Source organism: Bradyrhizobium sp. UFLA06-06 (genome assembly GCF_054820065.1).
Genome location: NZ_JADFUD010000003.1, coordinates 14,793 through 31,905, shown reverse-complemented (window position 1 = coordinate 31,905; position 17,113 = coordinate 14,793). Strand labels below are relative to the sequence as shown.

Below are 17,113 nucleotides of genomic sequence, written 5' to 3'. Positions count from 1 at the left end.
CGAATCCGAGGGCGCTGCCGGTTCTTTCCCGTCTTATCCGAGGATCGTCCGAATGCTGATTACTCCTGCGTTTGCCCAGGCTGGAGCGACTGGTGACACCAACAGCATGTTGATGTCACTGCTGCCATTCGCGCTGATCTTCGTCATCATGTACTTCCTGATTCTGCGCCCGCAGCAGAAGAAGGTGCGCGACCATGCGGACCTCGTGAAGAACATCCGCCGCGGCGACACCGTGGTGACCTCGGGCGGCCTCGTCGGCAAGGTGACCAAGGTGGTCGACGACGACCAGATCGAGTTCGAGATTTCGGACGGCGTGCGCGTGCGCCAGATGCGCCAGATGATCTCGGGTGTGCGTACCAAGGGTGAGCCGGCGAAGGGCGACGCCAAGGACGAGGCGTCCGCGAGCTGATCGCCGCGGCGCCTTTTTGGAATCTGACGGGTCAACTCGATGTTGTATTTCACGCGGTGGCGAGCGCTGGGGATTATCCTGACAGCGCTGGTGGTCTGCCTGTGCGCCGTGCCCAATTTCTTCCCCGAGGCGCAGGTGAAGACTTGGCCGGCCTGGGCGCAGCGGCGCCTGGTCCTCGGCCTCGATTTGCAGGGCGGCTCTTATCTGCTGCTCGAGGTCGACTCCAACTACGTGAAGAAGGAGAAGCTCGACCAGATTCGCGACGATGTCCGGAAGGTGCTTCGTGAAGCCAAGATCGGCTACACCGGCCTCAACACACGCAACGACGCGGTGGAAGTCCGCATCTCCAAGGAAGGCGACCAGTCGACGGCATTGTCGAAGCTCCGCGAGCTGTCGCAGCCGCTCGGCGGCCTGCTCGGCTCCAGCGGCCAGCGCAGCCTCGAGGTTGCCGATGCCGGCGGCGGCCTGATCCGCCTGACGGTCCCGCAGGCCGCGATCACCGAGCGCATCCGGCAGACCATCGAGCAATCGATCCAGATCGTCGAACGGCGCGTCAACGAGCTCGGCACGGTCGAGCCGGTGATCCAGCGTCAGGGCACCGACCGCATCCTGGTCCAGGTGCCGGGCCTGCAGGATCCGACACGCCTGAAGGAACTGCTCGGCAAGACCGCCAAGATGGAATTCCGCATGGTCGACAGCTCGGTGTCGCCCGACCAGGCCCAGCAGGGCCGCCTGCCGCCGGACTCCGAGCTCTTGATGAGCGCGTCACCGCCGCCGGTTCCGTATGTCGTCAAGAAGCAGGTCCTGGTTTCCGGAGGCGAGCTCTCCGATGCCCAGCCCGGATTTGACCAGCGCACCGGCGAGGCGATTGTCAGCTTCAAGTTCAATACGTCGGGCGCGCGCAAATTCGCGCAGGCGACCGCCGAAAACGTCGGCCAGCCGTTTGCGATCGTGCTCGACAACAAGGTGATCTCGGCACCCGTCATCCGTGAGCCGATCACCGGCGGACAGGGCCAGATCTCCGGCAGCTTCACCGTGCAATCGGCCAACGATCTGGCGATCCTGATGCGTGCCGGCGCGCTGCCGGCCCCGTTGACGGTGATCGAGGAGCGCACCGTCGGTCCCGGCCTCGGACAGGACTCGATCGAGAAGGGCGAGCTCGCGGCCTATGTCGGCTCGATCCTGGTCATCGTGTTCATGCTGATCACCTATCGGCTGTTCGGCGTGTTCGCCAACATCGCGGTGGCGATCAACGTCGCCATGATCTTCGGACTGCTGTCGCTGCTCAACGCCACGCTAACCTTGCCCGGCATCGCCGGCATCGTGCTGACCGTCGGCATCGCGGTCGATTCCAACGTGCTGATCTACGAGCGCATCCGCGAGGAATTGCGCGGCGGCCGCAACGCGATCTCGGCGATCGACGCCGGCTTCAAGCGGGCGCTGGCGACCATCCTCGACTCCAACATCACTACCTTCATCGCCGCCGCCGTGCTGTTCTACATCGGCACCGGACCGGTCCGCGGCTTTGCCGTGACGCTCGGCATCGGCATCATCACCACGGTGTTCACCGCCTTTACCCTGACGCGCCTGATCGTCGCCGGCTGGGTGCGGTGGAAGCGGCCGCAAACCGTGCCGATCTGAGAGGCCTGTTGTGACTCATACCGTTCTCATTGGCCTTGGTATCCTGATTACCGTGCTGACCGTGGTCGCGGCGCTCGGCCTGCTGCCGGCGCTGCGCATCGTGCCTGACGACACCCATTTCGACTTCACTCGCTTTCGCCGCATCAGCTTCCCGATCTCGGCGCTGCTCTCGATCCTTGCCATCACGCTGTTCTTCACCCACGGCCTGAATTTCGGCATCGACTTCAAGGGCGGCACGCTGCTGGAGGTGCAGGCCAAGTCCGGCACCGCCGACATCGCCGCGATGCGCACGACCTTGAACGGCCTTGGCCTCGGCGAGGTGCAGCTGCAGCAGTTCGGCGGTCCGGCGGAAGTCCTGATCCGCGTCGCCGAGCAGCCCGGCGGCGACAAGGCGCAGCAGGATGCGGTGACGAAAGTGCGCGGCGCGCTCGGCGAATCCGTCGACTACCGCCGCGTCGAGGTGGTGGGACCGCGCGTCTCCGGCGAACTGCTGGCCTACGGCATGATCGGCCTGATGTTCGCGATCATGGGCATCCTGATCTACCTTTGGTTCCGGTTCGAATGGCAGTTCGCGCTCGGCGCCATGATCGCCAACGTCCACGACATCGTGCTCACGATCGGCTTCATGTCGATCACCCAGGTCGATTTCGACCTCACCAGCATCGCGGCGCTGCTGACTATTCTCGGCTACTCGCTCAACGACACCGTCGTCATCTATGACCGCATCCGCGAGATGCTGCGGCGCTACAAGAAGATGCCGATGCCGCAGCTGCTGAACGAATCGATCAACTCGACGCTGTCGCGTTCGATCATCACCCACGTCACCGTGACGCTGGCGCTGCTCGCACTGCTGCTGTTCGGCGGCCAGGCGATCCACAGCTTCACCGCGGTCATGATGTTCGGCGTGGTGCTGGTCGGCACCTACACCTCGATCTTCATCGCGGCGCCGATCCTGATCTATCTCGGTGTTCACACCACGCGGGGTGGAGAGGCGGCGCAGGACGCGCCGGCCAAGAAGCCGGACACGGCGGCAGCCAAGAAGTAGCCGGTCATGAGCAACCCCTCGGACGCTCCCCATCTTCCGAGGTCGGCGCCGATCGAGGCCTACGGCAAGGGCGGCTTCGCGTTTGCCGATATGTCGCACCGCGGCTCGCTCCTGTGCCTGCCTGATTCGATCTGGGCCTGGTCGGTCACCAGACCGCAGGAGATCGACGAATACTCGCTGCAAAAGGTGTTCGCGGCCGCCAATGCGATCGACACGCTGATCGTCGGCACCGGCACCGACGTCTGGGTCCCGCCAAAGGGCCTGCGCGAGGCCCTGCGGGCCGTGCGGGTGGTGCTCGACCCGATGCAGACGGGACCCGCGATCCGCACCTACAACATCATGCTGGGCGAGCGGCGGCGCGTCGCGGCGGCGCTGATCGCGGTGCCATGAGCGCGACGGAGGCACCGAAGGACGGCGCGGCCTTCTGCGCCGATCTGGTGCGGAGCCATGACTTCGTGCGCTACGCGTCGACCTTGTTCCTGCCGGGTCCGGAACGGCGGGCGATGCTTGCGATCTACGCCTTCAACATCGAGGTCTCGCGCGTGCACGAGCAGGTCAGCCAGCCGCTGCCCGGCGAGATGCGGCTGCAATGGTGGACCGACATGCTGGCCGGCGCGGGCCATGGCGGCGTCGAGGGCAATCCGGTCGCGGCAGAATTGCTGCACACGATCCGCAATCACCGTCTGCCGGTCTCGCCATTCTCGCTGTTGGTCGAGGAGCACCAGTTCGATCTCTACAACGACCCGATGCCGTCGCTGACCGCGCTCGAGGGCTATCTCGACGCCACGGCCTCGGTGCTGCTCTCGCAGGCCACGCGCGTGGTGGCGCGGCCGTCGGAGGCGATCGATCACCTGGCCCGTCATGCGGGTCTTGCCCAGGGCATGGCGCAGGTCATCGCTTCGCTCGGCCGCGACGCCTCACGGCAGCAGCTGTTTCTGCCGTTGCAGCTGCTGCAGCAGCACGGCGGCAGCAAGGAGGAAGTGTTTGCCGGCAAGGTGACGCCGAACATCCGTGCCGCGATCGATCAGCTTGCGGACGAGGCCCAGGGCCATCTCAAGACCGCATTCGGACTGCTTGCGGATGTCCCGTCCGGTGTGAGGCCGATCTTTCTGCCGCTCGCTTGCGTCAGGCGCGAGTTGAACCGGGCGAGGAGGGAGGACTACGACCCGTTCCTGCCGAAGCCGGTCTCGCGCCTGCGCACGCTCTGGACGTTGTGGCGAGCCGCGCGCACGGAGGAGTTCGGTCGCTAGCTCTGCTCTTTCGGGATGTGCTTGGTGAAGATCCGGATTGTTGTGCCCCTGACCATCGGGCCGCTGTCATAGATGTCGGATGCGATCTGCTCCACCGCGTCGCGCAGCGCAACGAACTGGGCTTGCCGCGCCATGCTCGCCGTTCCGCGCGTGCCGGCCAGCTCGTCCAACGCGGCGTCGCTGATCTGGCATTCGATTTCCTGGTCGCCGTTCATCATGGTGAATCCGAACGCCAGTCGTTCGGAATCGTATCCCCCGATCCGGCCACGGGTGAGTGGCATTAAACTTGTCCCTTGAGCGCGCTACCCCTCGCAAAGAGTGAAGCTTCGCGCCGTGTTTGTCGAGGGCCACGCGCCGAGAAGCGCGCTCTAACCTGCCGGCCGGTCCATCTCGGCGACTTCAAAATTGAAGCGGTCGCGCAGATTCTTGCGTTGCTCGAGGATGTCCTTGAGGAACTCGCGATCGGCGTCGCTGCGCATCATCGGCTCGATCAGATCGATCTGGTTCATGGCGACGAGCTGCAGGATTTCGGTGCGCGGCTTGCCGGCGGCATCGCGCGGCAGCGCGTGCACGACCTGGATGTGTTCGGGCGGCTTGATGCCCCTTGCCGCGGCAAGCTCATTGCGCAGCGTCTTTTCCAGCGCGGACTGGTCCGCCTCGACGAAGGCATAGAGTCCGACGCCGACGCGCCGGTCGGCAAAGGCGACGATCGCGGTGTCGCGCACCTGCGGATTCTTGCGGATCAGATCGATCAATACCGGAGCGTCGTTGACCAGTCTCCGGCCGCCGCCCTCGCGGTCGGTGAAATTGAAGATGCCGCGCGTGATCGCCTGATAGACCTTCTTGCCGGTCTTGAGCCAGATGCCGGCGACCGCGGATTTCTTTGCGAGTACCTTGCGCTCTTTCGGCGTCAACGCCTCCGGCGCGTAGCTGCGCTTGTGCTTCAACAGATGCCGCAGATCCTCGTAGGCGGCGATGCGGAACAGCCGGCTGCGGGTCTTGAAGCAGGCGGCAAGCTGGAAGTCGGTGAGGTAGGCGCGGCCATCGCGGCCGACCAGCCAGTTCTGCTCCTTGGCGAGATCGTTGTGGCAGATGCCGGCGCGATGCAGCTTGCGCAACGCGGCCTTGGCGGAACGAAAATAGACGACATCGCCATGCGGTTTCGCCAGATGCAGCGCCGCGCCGTCGATGAAACCGCGCACCAGAGCCCGGCGGCCGGCCCACAGCAGCTTTGGCCCGACGTCGAGGTCGCGCGCCAAGGTCAGCGCGCGGCGCTCGCGCGAGAACAGATGCAGCGCCAGGCCGAACGACCAGAACGGCACCTGATCGAGCCGGCGCAGCACGCCGTCGACCTCGCCGTCATCGGCGCGGAAGCGGCCGCGCTCGACGGTCGAGAACACGTCGCGCTTGAGCAGCACGCCCTGGCTCCACCGCACCGACAGGGTGGCGTCATCGTCTTTCGGCAAGCTCATGACTGTCAGGCCGCTGCCGCAACGCGCAGATGCTCTGCGATCCAGTGGTCGAGATCGGCGAGAGCGCGCGCGCTGATCGCCTGCTTCTTGGCGACGGTCTTCTCGTTGCCGCGCAGCCGCGAGCCGTCCGGCTTCTTGGTCGGCGCGCTGGCCAGCGGCGGGAACAGACCGAAATTGATGTTCATCGGCTGGAACGAGCGCGAACCGGCCTCGATCGTTTCGATGTGGCCACCGGTGATGTGGCCGAGCAGCGCGCCGAGCGCGGTCGTCGCCGGCGGCGGCGTCAGCGCGGCACCGCGCATGTCGGCGGCGGCACAGAGGCCGGCGATCAGGCCGACGCTGGCCGACTCGACATAACCCTCGCAGCCCGTCATCTGCCCGGCGAAGCGCAGCCGCGGCTGCGCGCGCAGACGCAGCTGACCGTCGAGCAGCTTTGGCGAGTTCAGGAAGGTGTTGCGATGCAGGCCGCCGAGGCGCGCGAACTCCGCGTTCTCAAGGCCAGGAATGGTCCGGAACACGCGCTGCTGCGCGCCGTGCTTCAGCTTGGTCTGGAAGCCGACGATGTTGTAGAGCGTGCCGAGCTTGTTGTCCTGCCGCAGCTGGACGATCGCATACGGCTTGACGGTCGGGTTGTGCGGATTGGTCAATCCCACCGGCTTCATCGGCCCGTGGCGTAGCGTCTCGTGACCGCGCTCGGCCATCACCTCGACCGGCAGGCAACCGTCGAAATAGGGCGTGTTGGTCTCCCAGTCCTTGAAGTCGACCTTCTCGCCGTCGAGCAGCGCCGCGACGAAGGCGTCATACTGCTCCTTCGTCATCGGGCAGTTGATGTAGTCCGCGCCGGTGCCGCCGGGGCCGACCTTGTCGTAGCGCGACTGAAACCAGGCCACCGACATGTCGATGGAATCCTTGTGCACGATCGGCGCGATCGCGTCGAAGAATGCCAGCGCGCTCTCGTCGGTCAGCTGCCTGATGGCGTCGGCAAGCGGTGCCGAGGTGAGGGGACCGGTCGCGACGATGACGTTGCTCCAGTCGGCCGGCGGCAGTCCTGCGACTTCCTCCCGGCTGATCTCGATCAGCGGATGTTCGTTGAGCGCCTTGGTGACGGCGGCCGAAAAGCCGTCGCGGTCGACCGCCAGCGCGCCGCCGGCGGGCACCTGATTGGCGTCGGCCGAGCGCATGATCAGGGAGCCCAGCCGCCGCATCTCGGCGTGCAGCAGCCCGACCGCGTTATTCGCGGCATCGTCGGAGCGGAAGGAGTTCGAGCAGACCAGTTCGGCACAGCCGTCGGTCCGGTGCGCCTCGGTCATCCGGTGCGGGCGCATTTCATGCAGCACGGCGCGGATGCCGGCATTGGCGACCTGCCAGGCGGCCTCCGAGCCGGCGAGCCCCGCGCCCACGATGTGCACGGGTTGGGAAGAGGATTGATGCGGTGTCATCGCGCAGCGTTAGCGCGTTTTGATCTCATATGCATCTGAAACCGCACCACAAACGACAACGCCCGCTGTGGAAGCGGGCGTTATCCGTTCAGCAGATGGCCTGCGGCCGATTAGCCGTTGTAGGTGCCGGCGGCAACGCGCGGAATGTCCGAGCGGTCGAGGCCGATATCGGCGAGTTCACGATCGCTGAGCTGGGACAGTTCGCTGACATTGCGCTGATAATCCCGGAAAGCCTGGATCATGCGGATGAGCGAGAGCAACATGGTAGTCTCCTAGTAATTCAGATTCAGCTTTTCCAAAGCCTCATCGTTGAAGTGAATATAGATGGTATAGTGCAGTGCGGTAGTTCCGATGTTGCGATGCAGCTAGGCTCAAAACGCATAGCGGCAGTAAGTTCCGGTTAACCGTTTGGCGCATCGAAAACTGCCCGGTAGACGGAAGTTCCATAAAGGCCGAGTATGCCAACAAAACGTTTCTGAAATCAGTCAGTTATTGAAATCTTGGCAGGCGTGGTTGCGCCATTTACGTGGTAATTACGGACCGTTTGTTCAAGCCGAGGTCCCTCGTTACGGGAGGGATCACAGCGATGTGTTCCATGCGTGATTCGCATGCAAGCGGTTGTCGTTAAAATGATCTTATATTCACTTCATTGCGATCTCGGACAGAAGATGGTGTCGCGTCAATCAGTCGCATTGACGTAAGCGGTAATTCGATCCTGTGCCGCAACGGATTTCCGTCGCGGGGTCCCATGTCGCGCGGAATGTGCTGCTGATTATCGGAAGTGAGTCTCGATTGAAGTGAACACGCCGAACAAAGCTATTGCGGCGCTGCTTCCTTACTGCCTTGTAATCAAAACACTATGCAACGCATGCGCGATGCGCGCGCAGCGCTCATCACATTTGTATCGCGCGAAGTTCATTCTGAACGGTGCCGGGAACAGCGAATAATCGTTCCGCAGATTCCGCAATCACGCTGGGATCTGTCCAAGAACAACAGATGGATCATCCCATGATTAAGACATTGATCGCAGCAGCCACCGTGGCTGCCGTTGCCTACGCTGTCGCTCCCGCTCAGGCTGCGCATCGTCATCATGCGGGCCTCGGCTGCAGCGGTGCCAATCTCGGCAAGACTGAAGCTGCAGTCGAAGCCATGGCTGACAATGAGGTCAAATTCGCGGCGGAGAAGGAAGTCTCGCTCGCCCAGGACGCGATGCTGAACAACAAGTGGGGCGCATGCGGCGCGCACCTCAGCAAGGCTGCCGAAGCCAGCATGGCGAAGTAAGCTTTGATCATTGCGATAAGGGCCGATTGCCTGGGGCGATCGGCCCTTTTTGATTCACCCGTAGCTGGACCAACTTTGATCTAGTCAGAGCAGAAGGTTGGCCTCGCTGCGCCACGCAATCTGGTGTGAAAGCGCTATGGAGCCTTGGCGAGTTGGGTGGCGAAGTAGCCGATCGTCTTGGCGTACACCTCGCTCTTGTTCCACTGCTGGATCACCGCAAAATTCTCGCTGCCGGGCTCCCAGCCCTTGCCCTTCTTCCAGCCATAGCTCTTCAAATAGTTTGCCGTCGACGCCAGCACGTCGGGCACGTTGTGCAGGAGGTCGCGCTTGCCGTTGCCGTCAAAGTCGACCGCGAACTTGATGTAGGACGACGGCATGAATTGAGTCTGGCCGATCTCGCCGGCCCAGGCGCCGCGCATCTCCTGCGGCGGCAGATCGCCGCGCTCGACGATGCGCAAGGCGTCCATCAACTCGGCCTTGAACATGTCGGAGCGGCGGCAGTCATAGGCGAGCGTCGCCAGCGAACGTATGGTCGGAAACTTGCCGGTGTTGACGCCGAAATCGGTCTCCAGTCCCCAGATCGCAACCAGGATCTCGCCCGGTACGCCGTAGGCCTCCTCGATCCGCGACAGCACGGAGCCGTAGCGCTTCATCATGTCGGCGCCGCGATTGAGCCGCGGCGGCACCATGCGGCCCGAGAACTGCTCGAACGTCTGGCTGAACACCTGCTGCGAATGGTCGCGGGCGAGGATCGCCTTGTCCTGCGTGACGCCGGTCAACCCGGCCTGGATCGCGTTCTGCGAAATGCCCTTCGTCGCAGCCTCTTTCTTGAAATCGTCGAGCCAGGATTCGAACGTGCCCGTGCCGCATTGGGCAGCCAGCACCGACGCCGTCGAGGTCAACAGCCACGCGCCGATGGCGAGCGTGCGAAAGCAAAAGCGAGAGGTCATAGGCAATTCACTCCGGAGTCTGCGCCGTCATCGACTGGTCGCGAAGGGCGGCGGGTATGTTCGCGGCAACAGCGGCCAAAACAAGGCTCGTGACCGAGCCGCTTTTTTCTCAGGCCGCGCTGCAAGTGCCACGCCAATTTCACATCCTCTTGACAGTGCGGGACGACAAACCGCCGGCCGAACATATCGGCCGGCGGTTGCTTTGACGTTTACGAATCCGGGTTAGCGGCGCTTAGCCGCGATCGCTGCGCCGCCACGGAAACAGATTGGCCGGGAAGTCCGCCGCGGGCTTGCGCTCGCGCGGTTCGGGGGTTACCGGCCGCGCATTCGGATCCTTGACGATGACCTCGCGATAGAGATGCCAGGTGGCGTGACCGAGCAGCGGGATCACCACGGCAAGCCCGAGGAAGAACGGGATCGTGCCCAGCACCAGCAGCACGGCGACGATCAGGCCCCAGGCCGCCATCGGCACCGGGTTCTGTGCGACGGCGCGCATCGACGTCACCATGGCTTCGCCGGCGGTTGCCTGGCGGTCGAGCATCATGGGGAAGGCGATCACGCTGATGCAAAGTGCGATGAGCGCGAACAGGAAGCCGACGCTGCAGCCGACCACGATGAGCCACCAGCCTTGCGGAGTGGTCAGCACGCGCGCGGCGAAATCGGGAATGTTGGCTGCGGTCTCATAGCCGAACACCGCCGTGTAGATCGCCTGGGCGGTCGCGATCCAGGTCACGAAAAGCGCGAACAGCAGCGTTCCGACCCCAAGCATCGCGCCGAATGACGGCGAGCGGAATACCTCCATGGCATCCCATGCAGATGCTTCCCCGCCATCTTCGCGGCGGCGGCTCATCTCGTAGAGGCCGATGGCGGCAAACGGGCCGAGCAGGGCAAAGCCCGCGGCCAGCGGAAACAGCAGGGGCAGCACGGAATAGCCGTGCACGGTGCGCGCGAGCACGAGGCCGAGCACCGGATAGATCAGGCAGAGGATGATGGCGTGACTTGGCACCGCCTTGAAGTCTTCCCAGCCGAGACGCAGCGCATGATGCAAGTCGGACAGGCCGATGGTGCGGATAACAGGCGCAGACGCGGCGCCTTGTCCGCTCTGCGTCATCGATGTGACATTGCCTTGGTATGACGTGGCCATGGTCGTTGTCTCCCTCTGGGCGGTCGCATTCAGCGCCCGGCACGCGGGCACAAACGTACCGCCTCTCGAAACGATCACGATCAAGCCAGACGCGAAAGACAGAGCAGGGAACTGGCCGTGTCGCGAACTGTAGAATGAAGGTACTCCCAAACTGTGCCAAAAGCACTCACGCTTAAGTGAATGTCGCATTGGCAAGCTATGGAGGGGGCGATAGACTTGAACTGCGACCTCGGTCAGGCGCGCCAAGGCCGTCTGGCCTTCACATCTCAACTCTCTTGGGAGCGAACGATGAGCATTTTCGGAAAAATCATGGGCGCGATCTTCGGCAGCAGCGCCAGCGCCGCGCCCGCCGGCGGATCGGCCACAAGCGCAGCTCCCGCCGGTGGATCCGGCAGCGCATCGTCGTCTCCTGCCGCGGTGCCCGCCGGCGCGGCGCCGGCGCAGTCGGTTGACGTCGCCCCGATTCTCGACAAGGCGGTTGCCGCGAAGGGCGAGAAGCTCGAGTGGCGGACCTCGATCGTCGACCTGATGAAGGCGCTCGACATCGACTCCAGCCTGTCGGCCCGCAAGGAGCTCGCCAAGGAGCTCGGCTACACCGGCGACACCAACGATTCCGCCAGCATGAACATCTGGCTGCACAAGCAGGTGATGACCAAGCTCGCGGCCAATGGCGGCAAGCTGCCCCCCGACATCAAGCACTGACGGGATCATCCTCCCGCGCATAGCCAGGGCCCGCGCCAGCGCGGGCCCTTTTTTATCGACCGGCGAACATCTATAGATCGCCCAACAACAACGAGGAGAACGCCCATGACTGATCTCGATCGCCGGACGATGCTTGCGACCGGCGCCCTTGCACTGGCCGGTGCCGCCGCGCAATCCGCGCCGGCCCATGCCGAGGCCGCGCCGAAGGCGATGTTTCCGGTCGCGGCCGTGACGATCCCGATCGTCGGCGCCAGCGAGGTGTTTCAGGTTCGCCGCATCTACTGCATCGGCCGCAACTACGCAGCGCACGCGATCGAGCGCGGCTCGGACCCGACGCGCGAGCCTCCGTTCTTCTTCCAGAAGCCGACGGATGCGATCCAGAATGTCGCGATCGGCACCGTCGCCGATCATCCCTATCCGTCGCTGACCAAGAACTATCACCACGAGGTCGAGCTGGTTGCCGCGCTGAAGTCCGGCGGCACCAATATTCCGGCCGACAAGGCGCTCGATCACGTCTATGGCTACGCGCTCGGCCTCGACATGACGCGGCGCGATCTGCAGAACGGCATGGCCGCGGAGAAGAAGCCCTGGGAGATCGGCAAGAGCTTTGACCATGCCGCGGTGCTCGGGCCGATCCATCCGGCTGATAAGATCGGCCACTTCACGCAAGGCGCCATCTCGCTCGCGATCAACGGCACGGTGCGACAGAGCTCGGATCTGAAGAACATGATCTGGAGCGTCGCCGAGCAGATCGCAAAGCTGTCCGAGGCATTCGAGCTGAAGGCCGGCGACATCATCTATTCCGGTACGCCGGAGAACGTCGGCCCGGTCGTCAAGGGCGACGTGCTGCTGTGCAAGCTCGAGGGCCTGCCCGACATGTCGATCAAGATCGTCTGACGCCGCGTGAAGCGCAATAGCGTTTTCGAGCGAGTGGGTACCGGTTCGCGTAAGGAAAACGCGTCGAAAGAAGCTGGAGCCCCGTTCCGATTCCATCTGAACGGAAAGGGCTCTAGCCGGCAAGGTCCGCGTATTCCGGATGCTTGTCGAGGTAATCCACCACGAAACCGCAGCCGGCGATCACCTTGCGGCCGTCGGCGCGGATCAGCTCCAGCGCACCCTTGACCAACTCCGATGCGATGCCGCGGCCGCGCAGGGCGCGCGGTGTTTCGGTATGGGTGATGATGACGGCCGCGGGCGTCCGCCGGTAGTTCGCAAAGGCGAGGCCGCCCTCGGTGTCGAGCTCGAAGCGGTTTTGGTCCCTGTTGTCGCGCACGGCGGCCATCGCAAAATCCCGGTTGATTCACAGGCCCTGATGTAAGCGTGTGAACCGGCCGGTGCAAAGCGGCGACCAACCCGCAAATTGGCATTTGTGGATTGACGATATGCGCATTTTGACCTGCCTGACCGCCGTATTGCTCGGCGCCGCCTTGACGCTTCCAGACCCGCCGAAAGCCGCCGCCGGCGACGATCCGAGCTGGCAGAGCTGCGTCGGCCCGACGACAGCGCCCGGCGACCGCGTGGCCGCCTGCACCACGGTGATCGACGGCAAGACCGAGAGCGGCAAGCGGCTGGCCGGGGCCTATTGCAATCGCGGCCATGGGCTGACCGAGAAGCGCGAGCTCGACGCTGCGCTCGCCGACCTCAGCGAGGCCATCAAGCTCGATCCCGCCTATGCCTGCGCCTACACCAATCGCGGCCGCGTCTACGCCTTCAAGCGCGATCTCGATCATGCGATCGCCGATTACGATGAGGCGATCCGCATCGATCCGGCGTTCGCGCTGGCCTACAACAACCGCGGCGATGCCTGGCTCAACAAGGGCGATCTCGACCGTGCGCTGGCCGATCTCAGCCTCGCCATCAAATTCAATCCGCAGCTCGCCACCGCCTACGGCAATCGCGGCTTCGTCTACTACCGCAAGCGCGACGCGGCACATGCGATCGCCGACTTCACCACCGAGATCAGGCTCGAGCCCAACGTGCTCGCCTATATCAACCGCGGCAATGTCTATCGCGATACCGAACAGCTCGATCGCGCGGCCGCCGACTACGGCGAGGCGGCGAGGATCGCGCCGACCGATGCGCGCGGCTGGCGCAACCGCGGCATGATCCGTCTCTATCAGGGTGACAACAAGGGCGGGCTCGCCGATTACGACAAGGCGCTGCAATACGATCCGAACGATGTCTATTCCTGGAATAATCGCGGCCAGGCCAAGCTGCGGCTCGGCGACAAGAAGGGCGCGGCGGCCGACTTCCGCAAGGCGCTTGAGCTGCAGCCCGATCTGCAGAGCGCCAAGGGGGCACTGGCGCGGCTCGGCGGGGCGCGGTGACACCCTGCCGGCCACGGTCGCCGCTGCCGCGTCGCACACCCGCGGACGGGCCTTGCGGATGGATGCAGTTCGATTACGTTTGATGTCAGACATACGCCCCTGATGCGGCCGGATGGTCGTCTGGTACGGAGTGGCGGAGCCGGCCGCCGACGTATGCCTCTTGTCGGAGGAGGTTCGTCATGTCTGACAATCGTTTCTTCAACACACACCGTCCCTGGGAGGACTGGTTCGGCATGCTGCTCGGCGTGCTGATCATGGTCTCGCCCTGGTTTCCGATGCAAGTGAGCGGCGCCGTCGATATCGAGCGCAGCCACCTCGTCCTCAACAGCTTCATGGTCGGCATGCTGGTGCTCGGTATCGCCCAGCTCGAATATGTCGCGCTGCACCGCTGGGAGGAGGTGGCCAGCATCCTGCTCGGCCTCTGGCTGATGGCATCGCCCCTGGTCTTCGGTTACGCCGAGGACCACTGGCTGCAGTTCTGGCACATCCTGCTCGGCGCGGTGGTCGCCTTTATAGGCGCGTTGCAGCTGTGGCAAGACTGGAACCTGAGCGAGCAGGAACTCGCCAAGCACCCGCAGTAGCGGCCTGGGCAGAAAACAACGGGCCGGCCGCCGCCGGCGCGCGGTATCATCGCGCTGCGTCCGGCGGGCCTTGCCGAAGGCGGCGGCTTGGCGATAAACCGGGTGGTACCGACCCCTTGCGGCGCTTGAAGACGCCCGGTTCTGACCGAGGAAATACCCGATGACCGTCCTGACCTTGCCCTGTCTGTTGTGCGTACCGGCGGAGCGGCAATGAGCGGGACGGCTGCTGCCGCGCCGCGCGGCGGGATCGCGCGGGTGTCGCGCCGGGTGATGAACCTCGCCTACATCCTGACCCAGAACGCCCGCCGCCACGGCGATCGCCCCGGTTTCATCTGGAACGAGAAGGCCTGGTCCTGGCGTCATATCGACCAGAATGTCTCGGCGCTGGCGGCGGCGCTCGCCGCGCGCGGCATCGTCAAGGGCGACCGCATCCTGGTGCATTCCAAGAACTGCGACGAGATGTTCTGGTCGATGTTCGCGGCCTTCCGGCTCGGCGCGGTCTGGGTGCCGACCAATTTTCGCCTGATGCCGGATGAGGTCGCCTATCTCGCGGCGGCCTCCGGCGCCAAGGCGTTTCTCTGCCACGCCGACTTCCCCGAGCATGCCAAGGCGGCCGCCAATCCCGCGCTCGAATTCGTCTGGCGGATCGGGGAGGAGGGCACGTTCGGCGAGGCGACCGTCGGTGACGTCATCGCCAAACACGCAAGCGCTGTGGTCGAGAACGTTGCCGTCGACTACGACGATCCCTGCTGGTTCTTCTTCACCTCCGGCACCACCGGCCGCTCCAAGGCCGCGGTCTTGACCCATGGCCAGATGGCCTTCGTCATCACCAACCATCTCGCCGACTTGATGCCCGGCACGACGGAACAGGACGCCTCGCTGGTGGTGGCGCCGCTGTCGCATGGCGCCGGCGTGCATCAATTGGTGCAGACTGCGCGCGGCGTGCCGACCATTCTGCTGCCGTCGGAGAAGTTCGACATCGGCGAAGCCTTCCGGCTGATCGCCAAGCATCGCATCAGCAACATGTTCACGGTGCCGACCATCCTGAAGATGATGGTCGAGCATCCCGCCGCCGACCAACACGACCATTCCTCGCTGCGCTACATCATCTATGCCGGCGCGCCGATGTATCGCGAGGACCAGAAGGCGGCGCTGAGCAAGCTCGGCGGCGTGCTGGTGCAGTATTTCGGCCTCGGCGAAGTCACCGGCAACATCACGGTGCTGCCGCCCGGCCTGCACGATCCTGAGGACGGGCCGCATGCGCGGATCGGCACCTGCGGCTTCGAGCGCACCGGGATGCAGGTCTCGATCCAGGGCGACGATGGAAGCGAGCTGAAGGCGCACGAGACCGGCGAGATCTGCGTGATCGGTCCCGGCGTGTTCGCCGGCTACTACGACAATCCCGACGCCAACGCGAAGGCGTTCCGCAACGGCTGGTTCCGCACCGGCGACCTCGGCCACATGGACGAGGAGGGCTTCGTCTACATCACCGGCCGCGCCTCCGACATGTACATCTCGGGCGGCTCCAACATCTATCCGCGCGAGATCGAGGAGAAGCTCTTGACGCATCCCGCGGTCGGCGAGGTCGCGGTGCTCGGCGTGCCCGATCCCTTCTGGGGCGAGGTCGGCGTCGCCGTCTGCGTCGCGCGCGAGGGCACCGAGGCAGTCGCGGAGGCGGAGCTTGCCGCCTATCTCGCGCCAAAAGTGCCGCGCTACAAGATGCCGAAACGCTTCTTCTTCTGGGAGGCGTTGCCGAAGTCCGGCTACGGCAAGGTGCCGAAGCGGCTGATCCGCGACGAACTCGAGGCGCGCGGGCTGCTCGAGGTGATCGCCAAATCGACGGGCGCGTGAGGCGATGCGCAGCATCGCCCAGCCTGGCGCTCCGCATCCAGAGCGCATCCAATGGGTCAGCGCGCGCGGCCGCGCCTTTTCATTCGTGCTCGAGGCCGGCATTCCGTTGCTCGAAGCCGTGCGCCGCGGCTTTGCGGCAGAAGGATTTTCCGGCGGCCTACTGAGCGCCAGGGGCGGCGCGGTCGGGCCGTTCGCCTATGTGATGCCGGCGCTGTCGAAGGACGGCGTCAACGCCGCGTTCTACAGCGACACGTTCCGTCCCGATGGTGTGACACGGCTCAAGCTCGCGGCGCTGACTTTCGGCGAACGCGACGGCGCGCCGTTCTTTCATTGCCACGGCCTGTGGACCGAGGCCGATGGCCGCTTCAGCGGCGGCCACATGCTGCCGGATGAAACCATTGTCGCCGAGCCGTTCGAGGTCAACGCGTTCGGGATCGACGGCGCGACATTCCTGGCCGAAGCGGACAGCGAGACCAATTTCAAGCTGTTCGGTCCCGTCGCCAGCGCGCCGCGTGGGGCCAGGACCACGAGCCATGCCTACGCGCTGCGGCTGCGGCCGAACCAGGATTTTGCCTGCGCGCTGGAAGGCTTCTGCCGCCAGCACGGCATCCTGCGCGCTCGGCTGCATGGCGGCGTCGGCTCGACCATCGGCGCCGTCTTCACCGAAGGCCACAGCGTCGTGCCGTTCGCGACCGAACTCGCGGTGACCGCGGGCGAGATCGCACCGGACGCCGATGGCCGGCTGCATGCCGAGCTCGACGTCGCGCTGGTCGACTATCTAGGCGGCATCGCCGAGGGACGCCTGGTGCGCGGCGACAACCCGGTCCTGATGACGATGGAGCTGGCGCTGGAGGTGCTGGCGGAGGCGGAGCAGCCGTAGGGGTGCGGGCGCTTTCTCCCGGCGGTCGTCCTGGCGTTCGCCGGAGCCGATATCGCGCCGCGGCCTCCGCTGTCGTCCCTGCGAAAGCAGGGACCCATAACCACAGACGTTCGTTGTCGAAGCGAGCTGTGTTTCCAGCGT

Annotated in this window: 19 protein-coding genes; 12 read left to right on the top strand and 7 right to left on the bottom strand. The window is 64.7% G+C overall.

Going from position 1 to position 17,113, the window contains the following annotated elements:
• The first annotated feature begins 52 nt into the window (after positions 1-52).
• The 5 genes from yajC to IF803_RS03225 are packed head-to-tail and all read left to right on the top strand — an operon-like array spanning position 53 to position 4,345.
• A complete protein-coding gene (yajC, locus tag IF803_RS03245; protein WP_026192737.1) occupies positions 53-409 on the top strand; it encodes a preprotein translocase subunit YajC in 357 nt (118 codons plus the stop codon).
• A gap of 39 nt (positions 410-448) precedes the next feature.
• The gene (secD, locus tag IF803_RS03240; protein WP_028342067.1) at positions 449-2,050 is read left to right on the top strand and encodes a protein translocase subunit SecD; all 1,602 of its coding nucleotides are present in this window, start codon (positions 449-451) and stop codon (positions 2,048-2,050) included.
• Between the two features lie 10 nt (positions 2,051-2,060).
• Positions 2,061-3,095, top strand: a complete 1,035-nt coding sequence (gene secF, locus IF803_RS03235; RefSeq protein ID WP_028342066.1) for a protein translocase subunit SecF — start codon at positions 2,061-2,063, stop codon at positions 3,093-3,095.
• Positions 3,096-3,101: 6 nt separating this feature from the next.
• Complete coding sequence (locus IF803_RS03230; protein ID WP_461191246.1) at positions 3,102-3,485, top strand: Mth938-like domain-containing protein; 384 nt, start codon at positions 3,102-3,104, stop codon at positions 3,483-3,485.
• Positions 3,482-4,345: a phytoene/squalene synthase family protein gene (locus tag IF803_RS03225; protein ID WP_461191245.1), complete on the top strand. Its 864-nt coding sequence runs from the start codon at positions 3,482-3,484 to the stop codon at positions 4,343-4,345. Before IF803_RS03230 ends, IF803_RS03225 begins: the two co-directional genes overlap by 4 nt.
• On the opposite strand, the gene IF803_RS03220 is transcribed toward IF803_RS03225, so the two are convergent.
• The 4 genes from IF803_RS03220 to IF803_RS03205 all read right to left on the bottom strand — a co-directional run bounded on the left by IF803_RS03220 (position 4,342) and on the right by IF803_RS03205 (position 7,519).
• Positions 4,342-4,626, bottom strand: coding sequence for a DUF1488 family protein (locus tag IF803_RS03220; RefSeq protein ID WP_461191244.1), 285 nt, complete (start codon positions 4,624-4,626; stop codon positions 4,342-4,344). The two genes, IF803_RS03225 and IF803_RS03220, sit on opposite strands and share 4 nt — an antisense overlap.
• Before the next feature lie 87 nt (positions 4,627-4,713).
• Positions 4,714-5,817 carry a serine/threonine protein kinase gene (locus IF803_RS03215; RefSeq protein ID WP_461191243.1) on the bottom strand — a complete coding sequence of 368 codons (1,104 nt, stop codon included), beginning with the start codon at positions 5,815-5,817 and terminating at the stop codon, positions 4,714-4,716.
• Positions 5,818-5,822: 5 nt separating this feature from the next.
• On the bottom strand, positions 5,823-7,256 hold the full coding sequence (trmFO, locus tag IF803_RS03210; protein WP_304495304.1) for a methylenetetrahydrofolate--tRNA-(uracil(54)-C(5))-methyltransferase (FADH(2)-oxidizing) TrmFO: 1,434 nt from the start codon (positions 7,254-7,256) through the stop codon (positions 5,823-5,825).
• 110 nt (positions 7,257-7,366) lie between these two features.
• Positions 7,367-7,519: a DUF1127 domain-containing protein gene (locus IF803_RS03205; protein WP_016846063.1), complete on the bottom strand. Its 153-nt coding sequence runs from the start codon at positions 7,517-7,519 to the stop codon at positions 7,367-7,369.
• Positions 7,520-8,252: 733 nt separating this feature from the next.
• On the opposite strand from IF803_RS03205, the gene IF803_RS03200 reads away from it, so the two are divergent.
• The gene (locus IF803_RS03200; protein ID WP_028332121.1) at positions 8,253-8,537 is read left to right on the top strand and encodes a hypothetical protein; all 285 of its coding nucleotides are present in this window, start codon (positions 8,253-8,255) and stop codon (positions 8,535-8,537) included.
• A 134-nt stretch (positions 8,538-8,671) separates the two neighbouring features.
• On the opposite strand, the gene IF803_RS03195 is transcribed toward IF803_RS03200, so the two are convergent.
• Complete coding sequence (locus IF803_RS03195; protein WP_304495305.1) at positions 8,672-9,487, bottom strand: lytic murein transglycosylase; 816 nt, start codon at positions 9,485-9,487, stop codon at positions 8,672-8,674.
• Between the two features lie 232 nt (positions 9,488-9,719).
• Positions 9,720-10,631 (bottom strand): DUF2189 domain-containing protein, encoded by a 912-nt coding sequence (locus IF803_RS03190; RefSeq protein WP_461191242.1) that lies wholly within the window; start codon positions 10,629-10,631, stop codon positions 9,720-9,722.
• A gap of 288 nt (positions 10,632-10,919) precedes the next feature.
• On the opposite strand from IF803_RS03190, the gene IF803_RS03185 reads away from it, so the two are divergent.
• Together IF803_RS03185 and IF803_RS03180 are read left to right on the top strand one after the other, a co-directional pair.
• Positions 10,920-11,333 (top strand): DUF3597 domain-containing protein, encoded by a 414-nt coding sequence (locus IF803_RS03185; RefSeq protein ID WP_028340766.1) that lies wholly within the window; start codon positions 10,920-10,922, stop codon positions 11,331-11,333.
• 105 nt (positions 11,334-11,438) lie between these two features.
• Positions 11,439-12,230, top strand: coding sequence for a fumarylacetoacetate hydrolase family protein (locus tag IF803_RS03180; protein ID WP_028340765.1), 792 nt, complete (start codon positions 11,439-11,441; stop codon positions 12,228-12,230).
• Between the two features lie 112 nt (positions 12,231-12,342).
• On the opposite strand, the gene IF803_RS03175 is transcribed toward IF803_RS03180, so the two are convergent.
• Positions 12,343-12,615, bottom strand: a complete 273-nt coding sequence (locus IF803_RS03175) for a GNAT family N-acetyltransferase (protein ID WP_461191241.1) — start codon at positions 12,613-12,615, stop codon at positions 12,343-12,345.
• Positions 12,616-12,715: 100 nt separating this feature from the next.
• Here IF803_RS03175 and IF803_RS03170 point away from each other — a divergent pair, with 100 nt between their 5' ends.
• The 4 genes from IF803_RS03170 to IF803_RS03155 all read left to right on the top strand — a co-directional run bounded on the left by IF803_RS03170 (position 12,716) and on the right by IF803_RS03155 (position 16,972).
• The gene (locus IF803_RS03170; protein WP_461191240.1) at positions 12,716-13,660 is read left to right on the top strand and encodes a tetratricopeptide repeat protein; all 945 of its coding nucleotides are present in this window, start codon (positions 12,716-12,718) and stop codon (positions 13,658-13,660) included.
• Positions 13,661-13,839: 179 nt separating this feature from the next.
• On the top strand, positions 13,840-14,241 hold the full coding sequence (locus IF803_RS03165) for an SPW repeat domain-containing protein (protein WP_304495310.1): 402 nt from the start codon (positions 13,840-13,842) through the stop codon (positions 14,239-14,241).
• Positions 14,242-14,451: 210 nt separating this feature from the next.
• Complete coding sequence (locus IF803_RS03160) at positions 14,452-16,092, top strand: acyl-CoA synthetase (protein WP_461191239.1); 1,641 nt, start codon at positions 14,452-14,454, stop codon at positions 16,090-16,092.
• Between the two features lie 4 nt (positions 16,093-16,096).
• Positions 16,097-16,972 (top strand): PPC domain-containing DNA-binding protein, encoded by an 876-nt coding sequence (locus IF803_RS03155; protein WP_461191238.1) that lies wholly within the window; start codon positions 16,097-16,099, stop codon positions 16,970-16,972.
• Positions 16,973-17,113: the final 141 nt, after the last annotated feature.